This is a genomic window from Rhodococcus sp. DN22 (assembly GCF_036669995.1).
GTDB classification, from domain to species: domain Bacteria; phylum Actinomycetota; class Actinomycetes; order Mycobacteriales; family Mycobacteriaceae; genus Rhodococcus_F; species Rhodococcus_F erythropolis.
In genome coordinates this window covers 2,676,830-2,698,415 of the sequence record NZ_CP133326.1, presented here as the reverse complement: position 1 = coordinate 2,698,415, position 21,586 = coordinate 2,676,830, and the positions used below count along the sequence as shown (strand labels likewise).

The 21,586-nt window shown below is 62.4% G+C and carries 24 protein-coding genes; 11 read left to right on the top strand and 13 right to left on the bottom strand.

Going from position 1 to position 21,586, the window contains the following annotated elements; genetic code table 11:
- Positions 1–18 precede the first annotated feature (18 nt).
- The 3 genes from RA302_RS12410 to mqo all read right to left on the bottom strand — a co-directional run bounded on the left by RA302_RS12410 (position 19) and on the right by mqo (position 4,267).
- The gene (locus tag RA302_RS12410) at positions 19–2,016 is read right to left on the bottom strand and encodes a magnesium chelatase subunit D family protein (protein ID WP_338480924.1); all 1,998 of its coding nucleotides are present in this window, start codon (positions 2,014–2,016) and stop codon (positions 19–21) included.
- 224 nt (positions 2,017–2,240) lie between these two features.
- Positions 2,241–2,717, bottom strand: coding sequence for a GNAT family N-acetyltransferase (locus tag RA302_RS12405; protein ID WP_003942808.1), 477 nt, complete (start codon positions 2,715–2,717; stop codon positions 2,241–2,243).
- A gap of 11 nt (positions 2,718–2,728) precedes the next feature.
- Positions 2,729–4,267: a malate dehydrogenase (quinone) gene (gene mqo, locus RA302_RS12400; RefSeq protein ID WP_338480920.1), complete on the bottom strand. Its 1,539-nt coding sequence runs from the start codon at positions 4,265–4,267 to the stop codon at positions 2,729–2,731.
- A gap of 146 nt (positions 4,268–4,413) precedes the next feature.
- Between mqo and RA302_RS12395 the strand changes: the two genes are divergently transcribed.
- On the top strand, positions 4,414–5,463 hold the full coding sequence (locus tag RA302_RS12395; protein WP_020907416.1) for an alpha/beta hydrolase: 1,050 nt from the start codon (positions 4,414–4,416) through the stop codon (positions 5,461–5,463).
- Positions 5,460–6,836, top strand: a complete 1,377-nt coding sequence (mtr, locus tag RA302_RS12390; RefSeq protein ID WP_338480918.1) for a mycothione reductase — start codon at positions 5,460–5,462, stop codon at positions 6,834–6,836. Before RA302_RS12395 ends, mtr begins: the two co-directional genes overlap by 4 nt.
- Positions 6,837–6,913: 77 nt before the next feature.
- Here mtr and RA302_RS12385 read toward each other — a convergent pair whose 3' ends face one another.
- Entirely contained in the window at positions 6,914–7,459 is a 546-nt protein-coding gene (locus RA302_RS12385) for a hypothetical protein (RefSeq protein WP_003942671.1), read from the bottom strand.
- A gap of 210 nt (positions 7,460–7,669) precedes the next feature.
- On the bottom strand, positions 7,670–8,131 hold the full coding sequence (locus RA302_RS12380; protein ID WP_070386964.1) for a PPOX class F420-dependent oxidoreductase: 462 nt from the start codon (positions 8,129–8,131) through the stop codon (positions 7,670–7,672).
- A gap of 121 nt (positions 8,132–8,252) precedes the next feature.
- Between RA302_RS12380 and RA302_RS12375 the strand changes: the two genes are divergently transcribed.
- Positions 8,253–9,122 (top strand): PhzF family phenazine biosynthesis protein, encoded by an 870-nt coding sequence (locus tag RA302_RS12375; protein ID WP_257207314.1) that lies wholly within the window; start codon positions 8,253–8,255, stop codon positions 9,120–9,122.
- An 88-nt stretch (positions 9,123–9,210) separates the two neighbouring features.
- Positions 9,211–9,636 carry a DUF6069 family protein gene (locus RA302_RS12370; protein ID WP_029255162.1) on the top strand — a complete coding sequence of 142 codons (426 nt, stop codon included), beginning with the start codon at positions 9,211–9,213 and terminating at the stop codon, positions 9,634–9,636.
- Here the strand turns inward: RA302_RS12370 and RA302_RS12365 are convergent.
- The 5 genes from RA302_RS12365 to RA302_RS12345 form a co-directional block, all read right to left on the bottom strand.
- The gene (locus RA302_RS12365) at positions 9,633–10,466 is read right to left on the bottom strand and encodes a GAF and ANTAR domain-containing protein (RefSeq protein ID WP_019748033.1); all 834 of its coding nucleotides are present in this window, start codon (positions 10,464–10,466) and stop codon (positions 9,633–9,635) included. The genes RA302_RS12370 and RA302_RS12365 overlap by 4 nt on opposite strands.
- A gap of 76 nt (positions 10,467–10,542) precedes the next feature.
- Positions 10,543–11,112, bottom strand: coding sequence for an RNA polymerase sigma factor (locus tag RA302_RS12360; protein WP_020969378.1), 570 nt, complete (start codon positions 11,110–11,112; stop codon positions 10,543–10,545).
- A gap of 84 nt (positions 11,113–11,196) precedes the next feature.
- Complete coding sequence (locus RA302_RS12355; protein ID WP_019748031.1) at positions 11,197–12,708, bottom strand: cobyric acid synthase; 1,512 nt, start codon at positions 12,706–12,708, stop codon at positions 11,197–11,199.
- A gap of 8 nt (positions 12,709–12,716) precedes the next feature.
- A complete protein-coding gene (gene map / locus RA302_RS12350; protein ID WP_338480909.1) occupies positions 12,717–13,574 on the bottom strand; it encodes a type I methionyl aminopeptidase in 858 nt (285 codons plus the stop codon).
- A 29-nt stretch (positions 13,575–13,603) separates the two neighbouring features.
- The gene (locus tag RA302_RS12345; RefSeq protein WP_338480907.1) at positions 13,604–14,323 is read right to left on the bottom strand and encodes a transglutaminase domain-containing protein; all 720 of its coding nucleotides are present in this window, start codon (positions 14,321–14,323) and stop codon (positions 13,604–13,606) included.
- A 53-nt stretch (positions 14,324–14,376) separates the two neighbouring features.
- Between RA302_RS12345 and RA302_RS12340 the strand changes: the two genes are divergently transcribed.
- From RA302_RS12340 to RA302_RS12325, 4 genes are all read left to right on the top strand, one after another.
- A complete protein-coding gene (locus RA302_RS12340; protein ID WP_019748028.1) occupies positions 14,377–14,727 on the top strand; it encodes an SMR family transporter in 351 nt (116 codons plus the stop codon).
- On the top strand, positions 14,724–15,050 hold the full coding sequence (locus RA302_RS12335; RefSeq protein ID WP_047888837.1) for an SMR family transporter: 327 nt from the start codon (positions 14,724–14,726) through the stop codon (positions 15,048–15,050). The genes RA302_RS12340 and RA302_RS12335 overlap by 4 nt, the downstream gene beginning before the upstream one ends.
- Positions 15,051–15,103: 53 nt before the next feature.
- Positions 15,104–15,922 carry an AraC family transcriptional regulator gene (locus RA302_RS12330; RefSeq protein ID WP_338480904.1) on the top strand — a complete coding sequence of 273 codons (819 nt, stop codon included), beginning with the start codon at positions 15,104–15,106 and terminating at the stop codon, positions 15,920–15,922.
- A 142-nt stretch (positions 15,923–16,064) separates the two neighbouring features.
- A complete protein-coding gene (locus RA302_RS12325; RefSeq protein WP_020907401.1) occupies positions 16,065–17,141 on the top strand; it encodes an ABC transporter substrate-binding protein in 1,077 nt (358 codons plus the stop codon).
- Between the two features lie 17 nt (positions 17,142–17,158).
- Here the strand turns inward: RA302_RS12325 and RA302_RS12320 are convergent, their stop codons facing one another.
- Positions 17,159–17,752 carry a GNAT family protein gene (locus tag RA302_RS12320; RefSeq protein WP_338480902.1) on the bottom strand — a complete coding sequence of 198 codons (594 nt, stop codon included), beginning with the start codon at positions 17,750–17,752 and terminating at the stop codon, positions 17,159–17,161.
- A gap of 162 nt (positions 17,753–17,914) precedes the next feature.
- Between RA302_RS12320 and RA302_RS12315 the strand changes: the two genes are divergently transcribed.
- Entirely contained in the window at positions 17,915–18,313 is a 399-nt protein-coding gene (locus RA302_RS12315) for a hypothetical protein (RefSeq protein ID WP_019748023.1), read from the top strand.
- Between the two features lie 78 nt (positions 18,314–18,391).
- Positions 18,392–19,837, top strand: a complete 1,446-nt coding sequence (locus tag RA302_RS12310) for a hypothetical protein (RefSeq protein ID WP_338480899.1) — start codon at positions 18,392–18,394, stop codon at positions 19,835–19,837.
- Here RA302_RS12310 and RA302_RS12305 read toward each other — a convergent pair.
- Together RA302_RS12305 and RA302_RS12300 are read right to left on the bottom strand one after the other, a co-directional pair.
- Positions 19,815–20,192 (bottom strand): SHOCT domain-containing protein, encoded by a 378-nt coding sequence (locus tag RA302_RS12305; RefSeq protein WP_020969370.1) that lies wholly within the window; start codon positions 20,190–20,192, stop codon positions 19,815–19,817. The genes RA302_RS12310 and RA302_RS12305 overlap by 23 nt on opposite strands.
- Positions 20,193–20,323: 131 nt before the next feature.
- The gene (locus RA302_RS12300; protein WP_019748020.1) at positions 20,324–20,575 is read right to left on the bottom strand and encodes a hypothetical protein; all 252 of its coding nucleotides are present in this window, start codon (positions 20,573–20,575) and stop codon (positions 20,324–20,326) included.
- A 219-nt stretch (positions 20,576–20,794) separates the two neighbouring features.
- On the opposite strand from RA302_RS12300, the gene ppk2 reads away from it, so the two are divergent.
- Positions 20,795–21,562: a polyphosphate kinase 2 gene (ppk2, locus tag RA302_RS12295; RefSeq protein WP_153212522.1), complete on the top strand. Its 768-nt coding sequence runs from the start codon at positions 20,795–20,797 to the stop codon at positions 21,560–21,562.
- Positions 21,563–21,586: the final 24 nt, after the last annotated feature.

Below are 21,586 nucleotides of genomic sequence, written 5' to 3'. Positions count from 1 at the left end.
GAACTCCTGAGCTGGGATCTAGGCTGCGGCGCGGACGACACCCGCGACCTGCTGCGCTGACAATTCGGCAAGGCGGACGTAGCCGCCACGTAGTTCTCGGGCCAACTCGGCTGCCAGCCCCAGACGCACAAGGCCAGTCTCGCAGTCGACGACGATGGAAGCGACGGACGCGTCGGCAAGAAGATGCGCGGCGACGCGGGCGCGGTGCAGCGCGTCCTTGCCTCCGGTAGCCCGACCGTCGGTGAGCGTGACGACGAGGGCGCGGCGCTGCGGGTCACGAAGCCGTTCACGCAGAACCACTTCGCGAGCACGCAGGAATCCCTCTGCGAGTGGGGATTTGCCGCCGGTACGCATCGACTGCAGGCGACGGACGGCGATGTCCACCGAAGAGGTCGGCGGCAGTACGAGCTCTGCTTCACGACCACGGACAGTGATGACGGCGACCTTGTCGCGGCGCTGATAGGCGTCGCGGAGCAACGAGACAACCGCACCGGTGACCGCGGAGAGGCGGTCGCGTGCTGCCATCGACCCCGACGCGTCGACAACGAAGACGATCAGATTGCCTTCTCGCCCTTCACGAATCGCGCCGCGGAGATCAGCAGGTGCCAGCCGCAGCCGTCCAGCAGTGCGGCCGCGCGCAACTTGAGACTCGGCTGCGGTGAAGACCGTGCTCGTCAGATGCAATCCGTGGCCACGTTCCCGCGTGGACCGCACGACTCGTCCACGGGACGACATGGACCGCGAGCGGCGTCCCGGTGCACCTTCGCCGACACCAGGAACCTCGAGGAGCTTGGCCTTGAATTCGCCGGCCGGTGGCGCCGAGGGGCGATCGGTAGCGCGTACTCCCCCACCAGGTCCGTCAGGGTCTTCCGGGCCGTCGTCGTCCGGACCCTCGTCGTCCGGACCGCCGTCTTCAGGACCGCCGTCTTCGGGGCCACCATCTTCCGGGCCACGGTCTTCGTCAGGGCCACGGTCTTCGTCAGGGCCACGGTCTTCGGGATTCTCGGGAGGTTCGGGCTCTCCGTCGCGCGCGTCGTCCTCGACCTGCGACTGGGCGTCCTGATCGGCCTGCTCGAGTGCATCGTCCAACTGCTGCTGATCCAAGCCGGGCTCGTCGAACGGATCGCGGCGGCGGCGGTGCGGCAGCGTCAGTTCCGCAGCCACTCGCACGTCCTCCGCAGTGACCTCACTGTCGCCTCGCCAGGCAGCGTGGGCGGTCGCGGTGCGCGCCAGCACCAGGTCCGCGCGCATACCGTCGACGTCGAACGACGCACACAGTGAGGCGATACGACGCAGCTCGCGGTTGCTCAGCTCGACCGAGTCCAGTTTCTCACGCGCCGTGAGGATTTCGGCCGCGAGCTCCTCATCGGCGGATTCGTACCGAGCGACAAACGCCTCGGGGTCGCGCTCGTAGTCGAGCCGGCGACGCACCACTTCCATGCGTACGTCGACGTCGCGGGAAGCTGCGACATCGACCGCCAGTCCGAAACGGTCCAACAGCTGCGGACGCAGTTCTCCCTCTTCGGGATTCATCGTGCCGACGAGTACGAATTTAGCCGGGTGCGAATGGGAGATTCCGTCACGCTCGATGTGAACGCGACCCATCGCCGCGGCGTCGAGAAGCACGTCGACCAGGTGGTCGTGAAGCAGATTCACCTCGTCGACGTACAGAACTCCCTGGTGAGCGGCGGCGAGCAGTCCAGGTTGGAAAGCGCGCTCACCGTCGCGGAGAACCTTCTCGAGGTCGATGGACCCGATCACTCGGTCCTCGGTGGCGCCGACGGGCAGTTCCACCAAGCGGGCCGGTCGTGTCGTTCCGGCGTCGTCGACCGCGGGCAGCAGCGCAGTCAGCGCGCGCACGACCGTCGACTTGGCAGTTCCCTTCTCACCGCGGACCAGGACTCCACCGATCCCCGGATGCACAGCACACAGAATCAGCGCCAACCGCAATTGATCCTGGCCGACCACAGCACTGAACGGGAAGCCCGCCACTGGTCGATCTTCTTCACTTCGCACGTCGATATCCCTCCACCTCTCGGTTTCCTCGCCGAGAATTTGGCTGCACTCGAATGTCGCGGCAACCTGGCTGAGATCTCCCGGTCAGTCGGTAGAGGAGAGATCTTTCACAGTGGCGGGACCGCGCCTGGATCGAACAGGACTTCCCCGCGAACATTCGGTATCGAAAAAACCCTAGTCGGCTCGCTTTTCCACGAGCCGACCAGGGTCAAATCTCCGACAAACTAGCTGACAGCCACGAAAGGCTCTCCCCCGCCACGGCGCATCGGGGTGTGCGGGATGCCGTCTTCGATGAACTCTTCGCCGTCAGCCTTGAATCCGTGCTTGGCGTACATCTCGACCAGGTAGGTCTGGGCGTTGATCCGACACGGCGCTTCGCCGACCTCGGCCAGTGCGGCCTGCAGGAGGCGGGTCGTGTGGCCCTGGCCGCGAGCCTGACGCGACGTGCAGAGGCGTCCGATTCGGAAGCTCTTGTTTCCGTCGTCGTGCTCTTCGAGCAGACGGAGTGTGCACACCACCTGGCCGTCCTGCTCGAGCCAGAAGTGGCGTGTTTCCGTCAGCAGGTCCCGCCCGTCCAACTCGGGATACGGGCAGGCCTGCTCGACGACAAAGACCTCCACTCGAAGCTTCAACAACTCGTAGAACGTCTTGTTGTCGAGGTCGAGTGCCCATGAACGCTTCAAAGCTGCTGTTGCCGTCATGGGTTGGACTATCACACAGTCGCGACGGTATCCGCGACCGGAGCCGATTCGGAAGCACCAGCGGAATCGAGCTCGAGAACCTTCGAGGACCAATCCCAGACCTGGTTGAACAGGCCTTCGTTGTCGGTGAGTTTGACGCCGATGGACGGAACCATCTCGCGAAGCTTGCCCTTCCAACCCTGGAACTCGGTCGGGAAGCAGCGCTCTAGTACGTCCAGCATCGCCGGGACGGCCGTGGACGCACCGGGCGAAGCGCCGAGCAGGCCGGCGATGGAGCCGTCCTCAGCGGCGACCACAGCGGTACCGAATTCGAGGACGCCGCCCTTGCCCTTGGCACGGCGGATCACCTGGACGCGCTGGCCCGCGGTGATGAGCTCCCAGTCCTGAGCCTGCGCCTTGGGCGCGAATTCACACAGATCCCAGATGCGACCGGCTTCGTTCTTGGCGAGTTCGCTGACCAGGTACTTGACCAGGCCGAGCTCGCTGACGCCGACGCCGAGCATCGAGAGGATGTTGTTCGGCTTGACCGAGCCGGGCAGGTCCGTGACGCGACCCTGCTTGAGGAACTTCGGCGACCATCCGGCGTATGGGCCGAACAGCAGACCCGGCTTGTTGCCGATGACGCGGGTGTCGAGGTGCGGCACCGACATGGGCGGGGCGCCGACGGCAGCCTTGCCGTAGACCTTGGCGCTGTGCTGGTCGATGAGTTCGGGGTTGGTGCATCGCAGGAAAGCACCGCTGACCGGGAAGCCACCGAAGCCCTTGGCTTCCTTGATGCCGGACTTCTGCAGCAGGTGCAGGGCGCCGCCACCGGCACCGACGAACACGAAGCGCGAGCGAACGGTGCGCTTTTCACCGGTGCGACGGTTGGTGACCTTGACGGTCCAGGACTTGTCCGAGTTCTGGGTCAGGTTGGTGACCTCGTGGCCGAAGTACATCTTGCCGCCGGTCTTACCGATGTAGCCGATGAGCTGCTTGGTGAGCGCTCCGAAATCGACGTCGGTGCCGTCCTGGCTCCAGTTCAGGGCGATGGGATCGGAGAAGTCGCGTCCCTTGGCCATGAGCGGCAAACGCTCGCTGAACTCGGCCGGATCGTCGATGTACTCCATGCCGCGGAAGAGCGTGTGGCCGGCAAGTGCGTCGTAGCGAGCACGCAGGTACTTGGCGTTGGCCTCACCGTGAACGAAGCTCACGTGTGGGATGGGGTTGATGAATTCCTTGGGCTGGGTCAGGACGCCCTGCTCGACCGCGTGTGCCCAGAACTGGCGGGACACCTGGAACTGCTCGTTGACGTTGACGGCCTTCTTGATGTCGACCGTGCCGTCGGAGTTCTCCGGGGTGTAATTGAGCTCACACAGGGCGGAGTGACCGGTTCCCGCGTTGTTCCAGGGGTCGCTGCTCTCGGCTGCGACGGCATCGAGCCGCTCGAAGGTCGAGATCGACCAATCGGGCTGCAGCTGGCGCAGCAATGCACCCAGCGTGGCGCTCATGATGCCTGCGCCCACGAGCACTACATCCGTCTTCGTCTCTACCGCGTTCTGATTCGACACTGGAGAATCGACTTCCTTGTCATTAGCCGTGCGCGCATCCGCCTGCTGTGTTACGCCGAATAGGTTACCCGTGCGTACTCGCGCGGTTCACCACCCCCAATTGTGCTCTACAACGCGCACCCGAAACGACGATTAGATTGTGATTTGTGACTACTTGGGTTCCAGACGTCCTCGGTGACGGATATCAGCAGCTGACGATCCCGCTCGGAACGGATCCGGACGGCGAAGGCGAGGTGGACGCAACACTGGTCCGCTACCAACCGAGGAAGGAGGCGGTGAAGACACGTCGTGCCGTCTTGTACGTGCACGGATTCACCGATTACTTCTTCCAGAAGCACCTGGCCGAGCATTTTGCCGAGCAGGGCTACGCATTCTTCGCACTCGACCTGCGCAAGTGCGGGCGATCCCTCAAGCCGGGACACACGGCGCACTACGTCTCCGACCTTGCGCTCTACGACGCCGAACTGAACGAGGCGCTGCGCATCGTCCGCAGCGAGACCGACGGGAGCGAGGTGCTGCTCATGGCGCACTCGACCGGCGGTCTGATCGTTCCGCTGTGGCTGAACCGTTTGCAGCGCAAGCCCGGTGGCAGCGACGGCGCCGGAATCTGCGGGCTGGTGCTCAACAGTCCCTGGTTCGATCTTCAGGGCCCCTCGGTGGTGCGTAACGTGGGAACCACCGCGATCGACGCCCTCGGACGGGTATCGGCGAAGACGGTGATCCCGGGAACCGGACTACCGACTTACGGTTCCAGCCTTCATGTTTCGGCAAACGGAGTGTGGGACTACAACCTCGACTGGAAGCCGCTGGCCGGCTGCCCCGTCACCTTCGGCTGGATGCGGGCCGTCCGAGCGGGTCACGCGAAACTTCACCGCGGCCTCGACATCGGAGTGCCTGCGCTGATTCTGCGCTCGAAGAAGTCGCAGTTCGCCAAGGCGTACAACCCGAGCGTCGACCTCGCCGATTCCGTTCTCGACGTCAAGCAGATCGCACGCTGGGCGGGTTGCCTCGGCGATCGCACCACCATCGTCCCGATCGACGGCGCCCGTCACGACGTGTTTCTTTCGACCGAGAAGCCCTTGGCCACAGCCTTTTCCGAACTCGACCTGTGGCTGGAGTGGCTCGACGGCCACCTCACTCCGGCCGCAGAAAGTTCGGCAAGCACAGCAAGCAACACACAGGAGATCGCGCAGTGACGCACTACGACCTTGCAATCATCGGCAGCGGATCCGGAAACTCGCTGCCCGACGAGCGGTTCGACGGCAAGAAGATCGCAATCCTCGAAGAGGGCACCTTCGGCGGAACGTGTCTCAATGTCGGGTGTATCCCGACCAAGATGTTCGTCTACGCCGCCGAGGTGGCACGCACCATCACCATTGCCGAGAAGTACGGCGTCGACGCCACGCTCGACGGCGTCCGTTGGTCCGACATCGTCAAGCGCGTCTTCGGCCGCATCGATCCCATTTCCGCAGGTGGTGAGCGGTACCGCAGCGAAGACAGTCCCAACACCACCGTCTACCGCGGCCACGCCACGTTCACCGGCGACAAGACGATCGACACCGGAACCGGCGAGACGATCACCGCCGACCAGGTGGTCATCGCTGCCGGTTCGCGTCCGATCATCCCGGAAGAGATCGCGTCGAGTGGTGTGACGTACTACACCAACGAAGACATCATGCGACTGCCCGAACTTCCCGAGCACCTGGTGATCGTCGGCTCCGGATTCATCGCCACCGAGTTCGCACACGTGTTCTCCGCGTTGGGTTCTCGCGTCTCGATCATCGGTCGCAGCCAGAGACTGCTGCGGCACCTCGACGACGAGATCTCCGAGCGTTTCACCGAGTTGGCCGAACAGAAGTGGGACGTCCATCTGGGCTCCCCCCTCACGTCGGTACGCGGCGACGGCGACAAAATTGCCGTCGAACTGGCAAACGGCACAGTCGTTTCCGGTGACGTCCTTCTCGTCGCGGTGGGTCGTCAGCCGAACGGTGACCTACTCGGTCTCGACAAGGCCGGCGTCGAACTCGACGACAAGGGCTCGATCGTGGTCGACGAATACCAACGCACCACCGCCGAGGGCGTCTTCGCACTCGGTGACGTCTCGTCGCCGTACCAGCTCAAGCACGTCGCCAACCATGAAGCGCGCGTTGTTCAGCACAACCTGCTCCAGGACGCTTGGAAGGACACGTCCGAGCTTCGCAGCACCGATCACCGCTTCGTGCCGGCAGCCGTGTTCACCGACCCGCAGATCGCCGACGTCGGAATGACGGAGAAGCAGGCTCGCGACGCCGGACTCGACATCACCGTCAAGGTGCAGGCATACGGCGACGTCGCGTACGGCTGGGCGATGGAGGATCAGGAGGGCATCTGCAAGGTGATCGCCGAACGCGGCACCGGACGCATACTCGGCGCCCACGTCATGGGTACGCAGGCTCCGACCGTCATCCAGCCGCTCATTCAGGCGATGAGCTTCGGTTTGTCGGCTCAGGACATGGCACGCGGCCAGTACTGGATCCACCCGGCCCTGGCCGAAGTGGTCGAGAACGCGCTGCTCGGCCTCGACATCTGAGCCCCGCAGCCCTAATGACGCCGAAAAGGCGGGCACTCCGCGCAGTGGGAGTGCCCGCCTTTTCGTAGGTCAGAGTTTCACCAGGGGCTGGTACGCAGCACGATCTCGGTTGCGAGTTCGGCCGGTGCCGACTTGACGACGTCGTCGACACCCGGAAGTTCCGTCACGCGGAAGTCGGAGTACACGAAACGACCGCTGGCGTCGGCGATGGCCCGACCTCCACTGCCCACGACGACAGTGGTCGGAACCTCGACCGGCGGTACGCCGGCAATATCGCTCGCCGACGGATGTCCACGGTCCACGGCGATCAAACTCGCGAAGCGTCCGAACTGACGTGCAGCCAGCAGCCACGCGAGATCGGCACCCTCCCGGTGACCGACCAGGTTCACCCAGGCGATGTTCAACTCGTCCAGAAGTACCACTGCCGAGGTCTCGTCGAGATTCTCGATCGATTCCACCGCGACGGTCCGCAGATCCGAATGGTGCAGTCGCTCACACACATCGTCGTACAAGTCGACGGGGTCGCCCTTGCCGGGGAGCAGGAGTACCGCATGCTTGCTGACCGGCCCGTCGATCCGAACGGTGCACGAACCACTGCCCACCGCTACTCGAGTCAATTCCATGTCTGGAAACGGTACGCGATCCACACTGTGGAGGACCCTGGAGTCGACAGAAGTATGACCACTCCTACATTCTCACCACCGCCGGCGAGTCCGATTTGTTCGCTCTCCACCGCCTCTCCCCTGAGCGAAAGTGGCTTTCGGCGCATCTGAGGCGACGGACGTACCGTTCGCTCGGGCTGGGGGTGGGCCAAACTCGAGTGGGGCGCGGGGCTAGGTGCCGGATGGCTTGGGGAGCCTCGTCATTCCGTAGACGTGATCAGCGCGCACCGTGAGGATCTGTCGACGCTCCGCAACCATTGCTTCGCGGTACTCCTCCCAATCAGGATGCTCCTGGCCGCTGATGTCCCGGTACAGCTCGACCAGTGCGTCAGACACTTCGTCGTGAGGATCGGCCGCGACGGGTGTCACCACGGCAAGTCCTTCGATCACGGCGTAGCTCCAGAAGTCGGGCGCGCTGACGTGAAGGGAAACCCGCGGATCACGGATCGCATTTTTACTCTTGGCGCGATCGGCTGTGATGGACACGGAAGCCGTCTTCGACTCGACGTCCCAGCGGTAAATGATGTTGGACAACTGTGGGCGGCCGTCACGCTTGACGGTTGCCAGCACGCCTTGTTTTCCCTGGGCCACGAGTGCGAACAACGCTTCGGCGGTGTCTGTGTCATTGCTCATATCTGCACCAACGACGCCGTGCGGCCGGTTTGTTCCGGAGGCAGTCCAGTTCGAAGATCGCGGACCGCAATCGCGCGATGTCTCTTCCCCCGATGGACGACAGCGGACAAAGATGGTCGACATGGCAACTTCTCACGACATCCTCCGACTGACTGCGTTCAGTTCGGATCCGGCCGGCGGTAATCCCGCCGGCGTGCTGCTCGACGCCCGCGGGCTCGACGACCCCGAATTACAATCCGTTGCAGCCGAAGTCGGGTATGCCGAGACGGCGTTCCTCATCGAACCGGAACTCGGAGGCAACCCGCGCCACAGCCGGATCCGGTACTTCTCCCCTATCGCCGAAGTACCGTTCTGCGGTCATGCCACTATTGCGACGGCCATCGCTCTCACCGAGCGAGACGGCGACGGAACCTTCACATTCGAAACACCGATCGGACCGGTATCCATCGACACGGCGACCGACGAGGACGGAAGGTCCACCGCGACCTTCACCAGCGTCGAACCGTCGGTCTCGCCGATCGATCACGCCGTGCTGACAGCGCTGCTCGGGCTCATCGGCGTCGATTCGTCTGCGCTCGACGCGCGGTATCCCGCAATGCTGTCGTACGCCGGCAACACTCACCCGATCGTCGTACTTCGTGATCAGTCGACATTCGACGAGTTCACCTTCGATCCATCCGCAATGCGAATTCTGATGGACGCGCAGGGGTGGGCCGGCACGGTGACGATCCTGCATCCCCTCGACGACAACACCTTCGAAGCCCGAAATCTGTTTCCGGTGGGAAACATCGTCGAGGATCCTGCAACCGGGTCCGCAGCGGCGTCGACCGGCGGTTACCTGCGCAAACTCGAACCCGCGGCCACTCCGCGGCGGATCACCATCCACCAGGGCCGACACGTCGGGCGTCCCAGTGTGCTCGAGGTCGACATCCCAGTCGACGGCGGTATCTCGGTCACCGGCACCGCAGTGCCCGTCGTCAACGGGCAATAGTCAACCTCAGCGATGAGTTTCTGCCCGCCGGCGGGTCTATTCACCAGAGCGACGTCACAAGACCATCGCATCGAGCCGGGAGAACACCATGTCTGCAATCACGTCAACCGCACACAACCTCCACGTCACCAAGCCACGTGCCGTACTCGGCGCCACGGTAATTGCTCTCGTCGTCAATCTGATCCTGTGGTTGATCGGCCTCGCATTGGGCGGATCCTTCGAGATGACAGATCAGGGAAAGCCGGCGAGCGTCGCGCCTGGTGGGGTCATCACATTGACGGTGGTGCCACTGCTGGTCGGTTTGTCGGTCGCAATGTTGATCTCACTGAAGTGGGAGCCGATCATCCGCATCGCCCAGATCGTGGGTGCAGTCGTGGCGCTCGGCACCATCGCTTTGACCATTGCCGCGGACTTCGACGCCGCCAGCACGGTCATGCTCGCGCTGATGCACGTGGTTGTCGCCGCCGGCGTCGTCGTCGCGCTCGAGGCTGTACGTCGGTCCCCCTCGAACTAGACAGCGGTAGGCGGCGCCGAATACGTCTCGACGATCTCGGCTGCCACGTCGCGCAACCGGGTATTCGTCGTCTGAGACTGCTTGCGCAGCATGTGAAATGCGGTGTCGGCGTCGATCCGATGGATGGCCATCAGCATGCCTTTGGCCTGTTCGATCGGCGCCCGGGTCTCGAGCGCACGTTGCAAGGCATCAGCCACCGCCTTGGCGGACTTGAAACGAGAGAAGTCGCCGATCGCGCGTGAGACCGTTGTCGTGAGAATCTCCATGACATCCGCGTCGACCCGGTCGAATGCCGCTGAGGCGCGTCCGTACAGGTTGAACGAACCCAGTCGCTGATCCGGCGTGAAGAGCGGCGCCGCGAGAAAGGACTTGATCCCTTCGTCCTTCGCCGCCGCCGCGAACCGCGGCCAGCGTTCCGCGCTGGTCTCGGCATCGACGACAACGGTTTCACCGGTTCGAGCGGCGTGCAGACATGGTCCGTCGCCGGCGTCGTATTGCTCGATGTCGACACGCAGAGTCCGCGAATCGGTATGAACGGCGGTGTAGGTCTGCCCGGCCAGATCGATGGTGACGCCGATGCTGTCGGCGCCCTCGATGGCGTCGTTCGCGATTTCGACGGCGCGCTGGAGCAAAACCACGAGTTCGTCCTCGTCGCCGATACTTCCTCCGAGCGCTGCCAGCAACTCCCGGACCGCGCTTGCAGTCAGCCGAGTTTCCGCAGCCTCGACGGCGACGTCAGCACCCGTTGCCGTCGCATCGTCCGGCATTACCGACGGCACCGAATCCTCGGTTCTCGGGTCGAAGCCTCTGGGGTCGAAAGCGGTATCCACGACGAAGCATTCTTCCAGCTACCCGGGCCGTCAGGAGAGTGAGTTCGGTGACAGAACCCGGCAAACCGCCGAGTCGTCATCGCCATCGGTCGAGCGCGAGACCCAGATTCCGCCTCGCCCGAGTGTGTTGGCCACGAACCGCGTCCGGACTCAGTTCCAGGACAACTGCGATCTGTGGATACGTCATGCCCTCCACTTCCCGCAAGACCCAGGCGGCGCGCTGACGCAGCGGTAGACGATCGAGTTCGGCTTCAAGAGCGTCGAGAAATGCTGTGCCGCATACTTCCTCGCTCGGATCGCGCAATCGAGTATCGACTTCGTCCCGAAGTCCGTCCACATCGGCGGCGCAGGAGCCGACTTTTCGATGGACATCCGCGATCTTGCGAGAGCAGATCGCGAACAACCAGGTCTTGATGCTCGAGCGCCGCTGAAACCCCGGAAGTTGGCGCCAGGCGGCAACGCAGGTTTCCTGGACGATGTCGTCGACGTCACTCTCACTGGTGACGAGTCGACGGGCAAATCGATACAAGTGCGGGCCGTATCGGCGAACGATGACGTCGAAGGCCGCATGATCGCCGAGCATTGCCGAGTCGACCAGCACCTCGTCACTGAAGTCGGTAAGCAAGCCGTCGAATTGATCTGTCACCGCGCACACTCCTACTAGGGAGCCGTCGCGGGAGTGAGGCCTGGCTATTCTACCGCGTCCACGTCGACGCCCGCGGGAGCGCTCTCAGGCTTCGAGTGCGGAGGCAATGACGGGAAGCCCGATCGGCGCCCCACCGTTGATCAGTTTCTCGAGTAGATCCTGATCAAGGTGCTGCTCGACGAGATCAGCGAGAAGGTCGAGTTGTTGTTCTCGCACCGCGGCAACCGAGGTGTCGGGTGCAGCAACAAAACCGGGAACCGCGATCTCACGCAGCAGGCTGCGCCGAAAGTCGTCACTTTCCAGGAGACCATGCCAGTGTGTCCCTCGAACAGACCCTCGCACACTGCCTTCCGGCACACCGCCCGAGTCCGCCAGCAATGGACGGTCCCCGTTGTGCACGACGCGTCCGTGATGAATCTCGTACCCCGACACCGAGATACCGTCGGCGGAACCGGTTACCTGCGCCAGCACTTTGTCCGAAGCGAATTCGATGTCGAGGTCCAGCAGACCGAGTCCTGCGGTGATCCCTGATCCTGATTCGACGTCATCGACGATGGAATTACCCAGCATCTGGTATCCGCCGCAGACTCCCAGCACCGCCTGCCCGCGGCCCGCTCGGGCGATGATCTCGTCAGCCAGGCCGGTACTCCGCAACCACTCGAGGTCACTCACGGTGGACTTACTACCGGGGATCACCACGAGGTCTGCGTCGCGGATCCGCGACGGATCGGTCACCCACGAAACTGCCACGCCCGGTTCACATGCCAGCGCCTCGACATCCGTCGAGTTGGAGATGCGCGGGAGCCGAACCGCAGCAACGGTGAGCCAGGCCGAACCGACGGGTGGGCCAGGGCGCCCTACCGGGGCGTTGCCGGTGACGCCAAGCGAATCCTCGGCGTCGAGCCAAAGATCGTCGGCAAACGGGATCACTCCGAGAGTGGGTCGACCGGTGAGGCTGCGCAGTTGATCCAGTCCGGGTTCCAACAGTGCAACGTCACCGCGGAATTTGTTGATCACAAATCCCGCGATCAATGCCTGGTCGCTCGGCGAGAGCACAGCAACGGTCCCGAACAGATGGGCCAGGACGCCGCCGCGATCGATGTCACCGACGACGACGACCGGAATCTGCGCAGCCTCAGCCAATCCCATGTTGGCAAGATCCGTTGCGCGCAAGTTGATTTCGGCCGGTGAACCGGCGCCTTCACAGATCACGACGTCGAACTCGGATCGAAGCGAATCGAGATCTTCGGCCACGACGGCGCGAAGCCACTGCCGATGCTGCATGTAATCGCGAGCACCCACCGTGGTCATCGCCTTGCCCCGAACGACCAGTTGCGAAGTGCGATCACTCCCCGGCTTGAGCAGCACGGGATTGAATCGAACACTCGGCTCCAGACCGCATGCCCGCGCCTGAAGTGCCTGCGCACGGCCGATCTCTCCGCCGTCCAGCGTGACCACGGAGTTGTTCGACATGTTCTGCGCCTTGAACGGCGCCACTCGGACGCCTCGACGCGCCAACATGCGACACAATCCGGCCACCAGAACGCTCTTGCCTGCGTCGGAAGTAGTGCCGGCTACCAGCAGAGCGCCGCGCATCGCCGAACTCAAGGCAGGGTGAGAATCTCTGCACCGGTCTCGGTGACCACCAAGGTGTGCTCGAACTGCGCCGTCCACTTACGGTCCTTGGTGACGACGGTCCAGCCGTCCTCCCAGATCTCGTAGTCGATACCACCGAGGTTGATCATCGGTTCGATCGTGAAGACCATGCCCGGTTCGATGATCGTCTCGACCGCGGGCTCGTCGTAGTGCAGGATCACGAGGCCGTTGTGGAAGGTCTCGCCGATTCCGTGTCCGGTGAAGTCCCGGACGACGCCGTACCCGAACCGATGGGCGTAGGACTCGATGACGCGTCCGATCACGTTGAGCGCGCGGCCGGGCTTGACGGCTTTGATGGCCCGCATCGTTGCCTCGTGTGTGCGCTCGACGAGCAAGCGGTTCTCTTCGGACACGTCACCGGCGAGGAACGTCGCATTGGTGTCCCCGTGCACCCCGTTGATGTACGCGGTGACGTCGATATTGACGATGTCTCCGTCCTGGACCACGGTCGAGTCGGGGATTCCGTGGCAGATCACCTCGTTGAGAGACGTGCAGCACGACTTGGGAAAGCTCTTGTAGCCCAACGTCGACGGGTATGCGCCGTGGTCGAGCATGAACTCGTGTGCGATGCGGTCGAGCTCGTCGGTCGTGACACCGGGAGCGACAGCCTTGCCGGCTTCCTGCAGCGCGCCGGCAGCGATCTTGCTGGCGATGCGCATCGCCTCGATCGTCTCCGACGTCTGAACCCAGGGCTCGTTGCCCTCTTTGGCGGTCGGCTTCCACGCGTACTCGGGCCGCTCGATCTTCGAGGGCACAGCGAGGACGGGAGAGACGGTTCCAGGGACCAATGGGGTACGCACAGACATGCAGAACAGCCTAGACCTCGCGTCGCGCGTCAGCCGGATGCACTCCAGTTCCGGAAAACCGGATCGACGAGAATTCTGATGGGGGTCGACATCGTCTGTCCGAATTCCTCGAAGAGCTTGTCGCGAGATTCGAAGGTGCCCAGATCACGGTCGACGAATTCGGAGAAGTCCAAGCAATCGCACGAAATTGATTTGCCCCAACTGATCGGAGCGCGTCGGATCGCGTCGAACAGTGTCTCCTCGCCGGTGTTCGTGAACGGTTCGAGCGCTGAGACCACCGCAGGTGAAACGATCTCGGAGATGTCCTGCCAGCGTCCGTCGACCAGAAATTCCGGCCACGCCAGCAGCACTGACTTCGGAATCACCGCATGTAGACGCCGAAATCTCGGGTACCAGAACTCCCCACGAAGTACGAGACCGCGAACTCGGGTGGCGATACCTCGGCGGCGAGCCAACGCTTCGACGATAGCCAGTCTCTGACTGCAGGATCCGCGTCCTCGGCTCAATGTCACCGAGACGGGTTGCCGGTCGTCGAGGCCGTACACCGGCCGAATATTTGCAGCGACGCTGCGATGCGCCGACACCAGGAACTCCAGCGCCGACTGGATCGCACCTTCTGCAATGTCCTCGTAGAGGCGAGCCACGTCATCGTGGCCCCAGTCGAGAATCGGCGTCGCGGTTATATCGCCACCGGACACATCGTGGCGGATGTCACCTTCGCGGATTCCGCCGAGCAGCACGCACGTCATGTCTCGACCGTAGTGCGCGACCGGAATCGGTGGAGCCTGACAGAATCCGAACCGTGAAGAAATGGCTGCTGTTGATCACCGCGATCCTGACCGAGGTGTCTGCGACTCTGTCTCTGCGCGCGGCCCTCGATCACCCCGCCTGGTACGTCGTGGTCGTCGGCGGATATCTCGCAGCATTCACCGCGTTGTCGTTCGTCCTGCGGGAGGGCATGGGACTCGGTGTTGCATACGGAATCTGGGGCGCAACCGGAGTTGTCCTGACCGCGGTGTTCGCGACTTTCCTTTTCGGCGACCCCCTGACAGCCACCATGGGCGTCGGCATTGCCCTGGTCATCGGCGGAGTCCTCTGCGTTGAACTCGGTTCCCAGGTTGCTGCCGACAGCGGGCCGGCGGACCCGGCATGACCTTCGTATTTCTGATCGCTGCAATTATTTCCGAGGTCACCGCGACGTTGTCACTACGGATGGCGTCGCAGGACGGCAGCGACAAACGATGGCTCGCGGTTGTCATCGTGGGGTACCTCGCCGCTTTCGCTTTCCTCACGCTCGCACTCGACGCGGGCCTGACGATCGGCGTTGCGTACGGCATCTGGACTGCTTGCGGGGTGGCGCTGACGGCAATCGCATCCCGCATTCTCTTTCGCGAACCGCTGACCAAGCTCATGATCGTGGGGATCGGCCTTATCGCGGCAGGCGTGCTTCTCATCGAACTCGGTGCGGGCCACTGAGCCCAGCAAACAGGGTGTAAGGTTTACCTAACTTGCTTTGGAGGTAGTCCGCGGTGCCGATCCCTGCCCTTCGTGAAATCGACGGTGGCCTCCACCTGTCGGATTCAGACCGCCACACTCCGATGGCGCGCGCCGTCCCGGCGCCGTTCCAACTGACGACGTACATCGTCGAGACCGACCACATCACCCAGTGGCCACAGCACGCTCATGCCGAGCACGAACTCATCTGGTCCGACCGCGGCGTCGTCAACATGATCATCGACAATCAACTCTGGACCGTCACGCCCGGCGTCGGCCTGTGGATCCCTCGCGGGGTCCTCCACGAAGGTCAGGCCAATCCCCACGTCGCATTCCGCGCCACTCTCTTCACCCCCGAGTTGTGGACTCCCGCCTGGAACGAACCGTGCATCGTGACCTTGAGTGAGGCAGCCCGGGTACTGCTGATACACCTCGCCTATACCGGAATGCCTGCAGAACAACGCCTTCGGGCACAGCAGGTCTGTGTCGATCTCCTCACCCCGGCATCGGCACCTCACTTCGACGTACCGATCCCCCGCGATCCCCGGCTTCGACAACTCGTCGACAAAGTGTTGTCGGATCCCGCCGACGATCGGTCACTCGACCAGTGGGCGCACGTTCTCAACCTCAGCCGACGCACGGTCACCCGGATTTTTGCCGCGGAACTTGCGCTGAGTTTTGCGCAATGGCGCACTCTGGTTCGCATGAGTACAGCGCTGGGCATGCTGGGGACCGGGATGAGTGTGAACGCCGTCAGCCGTCGAGTCGGGTACGGGACGTCGAGCTCGTTCATCGCTGCTTTTCGTAAGACGGTCGGCTACACCCCTGGCAATGCGCTCGCCGCTGTCAACTGACTCGAGCCTGACCTGTTGTCGACATCTGCTGGCCCCTTCGCTACACGCACGCGCCCTAGATTCACTTAGGTAAGCCTGCTCTCATGTGCGTACCGCGCTGAGTCGTGCAAGCACTTCCCCGATCTATCCCGAGGAGTTTCGCGTGTTCAGATCTGCCCGTCAGAGAATTCGTCCCCAACGGAAGAGGCGAATTGTCGTTGCGCTGATGGTGGCGGCCGCACTGCCTCTGACCGCCTGCACGCAGTCGTCATCGGACGCCCAGGAAAATAGTTCGTCGGCATCTGCTGTCGAGGACGGCGCATACCCCGTCACGATCGAGCACGCATTCGGCGGCACCACCATCGACAAGGAACCGACCAGGATCCTCACCCTCGATTCCGCAGCGGCCGACACTGTCATCGCCCTTGGCGTCACTCCGATTGCAATGCAGAAGGACTCGTGGGCCGGCGACGCCGACGGCTTCCTCCCGTGGACGCGCGCGGAACTCGAGAAGTCGGGCCAGCCGCTGCCCACACCGGCGCCGTACTACTCCGACAGCGGTGAGCTTCTGTTCGAGCAAATCCTCAATGCCGCACCCGACCTGATTCTGGCCCCGTACTCCGGTTTCTCCGAGCAGGACTATCAGCGCCTGAGCTCGATCGCCCCGACACTCCCCTACGACACCAAGCCGTACCAGCCGAGTTCGTGGCAAAACCTCGCCACCGATGTCGGCAAGGCCTTGGGGCGCCCGGCCCAGACCGCGGATTTGATCAAGTCCGTCGAAAAGACGGTGGAAGAGTCGAAGACCAGCCATCCTGAATTCAATGGAGTCACGTTCGCCTTCGGGTCCTACATCCGCGAAGGCGAAACCGAGACCGCCATCTACGGCCCGGACGATCCGCGCGTGAAGTTCGTCGAAAACCTCGGGCTCACAGTTGCTCCCGACGTGGTCAACGGTGCCAAGAACTTTGCAGGCGACTCGTTCCTGTTCGGCATCAGCATGGAAAAGCTCGACACGATAAACACCGACGTATATCTCGGATGGGCAAGCGATCAGTCGGAAGTCGACAGCACGTTGGCCAACACCCTGTTCGCACGGTGGCCGGTTATCGCCAACGGGAAGGACTTGTGGATCACCGACAATCGCCTGACAGCCGCCACCATGTACGTCAGCGTTTTGAGCGTTCCATGGGCAACTGACGAGCTGGTCCCCCAGTTGACCGAACTGGTTGCGAAGTAGCAGCTCGGCCCTCCTGATCAGAGACTTGTAGGCCACTCACTGCGCAGCGTTGCAAAAACCACAGTGTCGGTCCACTCGTTCTTGATCCACGCGTTCTGCCGAAAATGTGCCTCTCGCCGCAACCCGATTCGCCGCGCGAGTCGCGCCGAGGATTCGTTTCTCGCATCCATCTGCGCGACCGCGCGGCGCAATCGGGGTGTCGCGAAGACCAGGTCGATCAGAGCGGTCACAGCTTCCGTCGCGAATCCTCGGCCGCCGAAGTCGGGCGAGAATGCCCACCCGACTTCGGCGGTGCGCTCGGTGTCGACAGCGTCCCCTGATTCGTCGACCAGCCAGGCACTCACGCTTCCGACAACCCGGCCCTCGTATTCGACGACAAGAGCCACCGCGCCCGCTGTCAGGTCGCGGCGAGACATTCTGGTCTGCACTGCCTCTCGCGCATCGTCCGGGCTCCAGGGTTCGTTGAACAAATACCGGCACACGTCGCTACGCCCGTAGAAGGTGAGAAGGTCCTGATGATCGCCGGGACGGTAGGTACGAAGCACCAGTCGATCCGTCCGAATTGTTACCGGCGCAGTCGTCGGCGTCATGCCTGCGTCCTCCACATCCATGCCGTCACGGTAGATCCTCTCGGATTCGTGGGCGAGCGAATATCGCGAGGATGTCCAGCGCTCAATGTTTGATTTGCCCCGTGGCGGGATACTTCACCACCGTAAATAGTCGCAATACGGAGTTACGCCAGGCAATTTCGCACTTGATACCAAGGGGCGGTCATGGCCGAGGAATCACTGGTCAAGCAAGGTGTGGCAAAAGGAAGCGCGCTGGGCGGAGCCGTTCTTCTCGTCACCGTCGGCGTGCTCGAAATTCTCCAAGGCATCTCGGCGATATCCAAGGACGATGTGACCGTTGTCGGCCCTGAATACGCGTACCAATTCGACCTCACCTCCTGGGGATGGATTCACCTCGTACTCGGCGTGCTCGTCACCGCTGTCGGAATCATGCTCTTCACCGGCGCGACGTGGGCACGGGTAGGCGCGATAATCTTCTGTTCGCTCTCGATCCTCGCGAATTTCCTGTGGCTACCCCACTCTCCGTGGTGGTCGATCACCATCATCGCGCTCGACGTATTCGTCATCTGGGCTGTCGCGACATGGAATCCCGACGTGATCTGAGGTCTCGACTTCGGATACACCCATCGAATTCAGCGTTTTCATCTGTGCGGCAGTAGTTTCCCTCCGGAGAGGAACATGATGGCAAACGGCACGAACGACGGCCCACTCCAGGAGGACGAACGTGCCGAACTAGCCAGGTTGCGGCAAGAGGTTGCAACACTTCGAGAGCAGACTCCCAGCGCCCGCGAAACGACCGTCGAGCAAGTCTCCCGGCCACCTCGACACGGACTCCGGTGGACTGCCGTGGCGATACTGCTGGTGTTGGTCGCCCTCCTTGCAGTCTTGTCCGTGACCACCCGCTTCACCCGTAGTCAGATACTCGATACGGACCGCTACGTCAGCACGGTCGCGCCACTGGGCGAGAATCCCGCCGTGCAGGCCGAGATCACGAATCAGATCACCGACGAGATCTTCGATCGTGTCGACGTCGAGGGGCTCACCACCGACGCACTCACCGCACTGACCGACGTGTCGAATCTTGCGGCCAACGCGCCGCGTCTGGATCAAGCCGTAGTGGGGTTGGCACCGGTGATCGCCGGCCAGGCAAAGAGCTTTGTTCACGACACGGTGGGCTCGCTCGTTCGGTCACAACAGTTCGAGGACTTGTGGATTCAAGCGAACCGATCGGCGCACAACGGACTGGTCTCGGTCATGACCGGAGATTACGGCCCCAATTCCGTCGAAGTCGATCAGAGCGGAACCGTCAGCATTTCGCTCAGTACGATCATCGACAGGGTCAAAGCAGCTTTGATCGACCGCGGCTTCGCCTTCGCAGACAAAATCCCCTCCGTGGACAAGGAATTTGTTCTCTTCCAGTCCCCCGAGCTGGTGAAGGCTCAGCGAGCCGTCTCGGCACTCGACAAGGTCTCAGCGGTGTTGCCGTGGTTGGGAATCGCCTGCGCGGCAGCCGCTGTCGCCGTTGCGCCAACCGGTCGCAGGCTCCGCGCACTGTCCCTGGTCGGCTTGTCGATTGCGTTGGGAATGCTGGTTCTCGCGATCGGAATTCTCATCGGACGCGCAATCTACCTCGACAGTGTGCCCACCGATATCCTCTCGCCAGACGCCGCGACTGCCGTCATCGACACAGTTCTGGTACCACTGCGCACGAGCCTGCGAGCGGTTGCGGTCCTCGGCGTGGTGGTCGGACTCGGGGCCTACCTGGTCGGTGGGTCGTCGTCGGCGATCGCCGTTCGACGAGGCTACGGGCAGGCATTGGACTTCGTCCGGCATTCTTCAAGCGGCCGTACGCCAAATCAGGTGGAGCGGTGGGCCAATCAGCTTCGTGTTCCGCTGCGCTGCGCCATCATCGGCATCGCCGCATTGTTGCTGCTCTTCTGGCGCTACCCCACCGGTTTGGTCGTGGGTTGGATCGTCGTCATTGCGCTGGTTGCACTCGTAGCTCTCGAAGTGCTGGTTCGTCCCGCACGCGCCGCCGCGCAGGACGCCCGGCCTGACGACGCCGGAACCGACGACGCCAGGCCTGGGGCAGAAGATACAAAAACTACGCCAGCGCCTTTGCCTTGATTGCCTGGAATTCCTCTTCGTTGATCGCGCCGGAGTCGAGAAGCTCTCTGGCGTCGGCGATCTGCTGAGTCGGAGACCTGCCGGCGACGGTTCGAATGTAGTCACTCTGCGCGTGTATGTGCTGTTGAGCGGCCTCCATCGACCGCCGAGTCATTCCGTCATTCTTGACAACCACGTAGATCATCGCGGACAAGAATGGAATGACGAAGAGGAAAATCATCCACAACGCCTTGGCCCAACCCGAAGTCTCGTGATCACGGAACAAGTCGGTGATGATCGAGAACAACACGCTCAAATACGCCACAAAGGCAAAGCAGACGAAGATGAACCAGAAGAATTCCCAGAAACCTTCCATGTCAACGCTCCCTGTACTCGGTTTACACATAAGGAGTTCGGGAGGCTGACATTCCGCGCCTGAAATCTGCAGTCGGCCAAAACTCCCTGGTCCAAGGTCATTTCAGTATGCGCCGACGACGTCCGTTCCGGCTACAGTTCGAGAGGGTTCAGCACTGCGGACCGTTCATCCATTATCGGAATCACGATCATCCGGTTCGAGATCTCGTGTCTGGCCGCCTTTTCGACAAGGAGAGGCACGAAATCACGTATCCGACACCCCGCAAAACGTTGGTGAATTGTTCGCACTCTGTTTTCGATCTCCGGTGGAGGAACATTCGGATACCGGGAAATCAGGCGAGTGATCACCCGCTCGACGTGGAGCAACTCTTCGTCGCCAGTCATCAATTAATACTCGCGCCGATCGCTGACACCGTCAAGACTCGAAACGGGCTCGAAAACAACACGATTCGAGTCGCGATCCCGGAGAGAATAGGTTGACCGAATACGGGGCATACACATACGAGCGGACGATGCCCCGCGCGCTCACGTCTCCAAGGAGTGGAAGTGGGAAAGAACGCTCGGATTCTTCACGACGACGCGGAACTCGTCGCAGAAAAACCAATGAAGAACAAGGTATACCGCCACGAACTCAAGCCGATGCACGGTGAGCTCGTGGCTTTGCAGGAGTGGGTCAAATCGTCTGGCGCCAAGGTCTGCATCGTGTTCGAAGGCCGAGATACCGCGGGGAAGGGCGGAGTAATCAAAGCCATCACCGAACGCGTGAGTCCACGAGTGTTCCGGGTGGTTGCTCTACCGGCGCCGACCGAGCGAGAGCATTCGCAGATGTATGTCCAGCGCTACGTCCCACATCTCCCGGCGGCGGGCGAGATCGTCATCTTCGACCGAAGTTGGTACAACCGTGCCGGAGTCGAACGAGTGATGGGCTTTTGCACCGAAGAACAGGCTCATCAATTTCTCCAGCTCATTCCGACCGTCGAACGCGCGATCGTGGAATCGGGAGTCATCCTGCTCAAGTACTGGCTCGAGGTCAGCGAAGAACAGCAGCTCTTACGTCTGCAAAGCCGGATCGACGATCCTCGAAAGATCTGGAAGCTGTCGAATCTCGATCTGAAGTCGTTCAGTCATTGGTACGACTACTCGCGTGCTCGCGACGAGATGTTTCGCTTCACCGACACCGGCTGGGCGCCCTGGTATGTCGCGAACAACGACGACAAGAAACGCGGACGACTCAACATCATCAGTCACATATTGAGTCAGATCCCCTACGAGCCCGTGCAATCCACTGACATCACCCTGCCGAAACGGCAGAAGGCCCACGGCTACCAGACGCCCAAACAACCGCTTCACTGGATTCCGACCCGGTATTGACGATCGCCAAGGAAAGGACGTGCG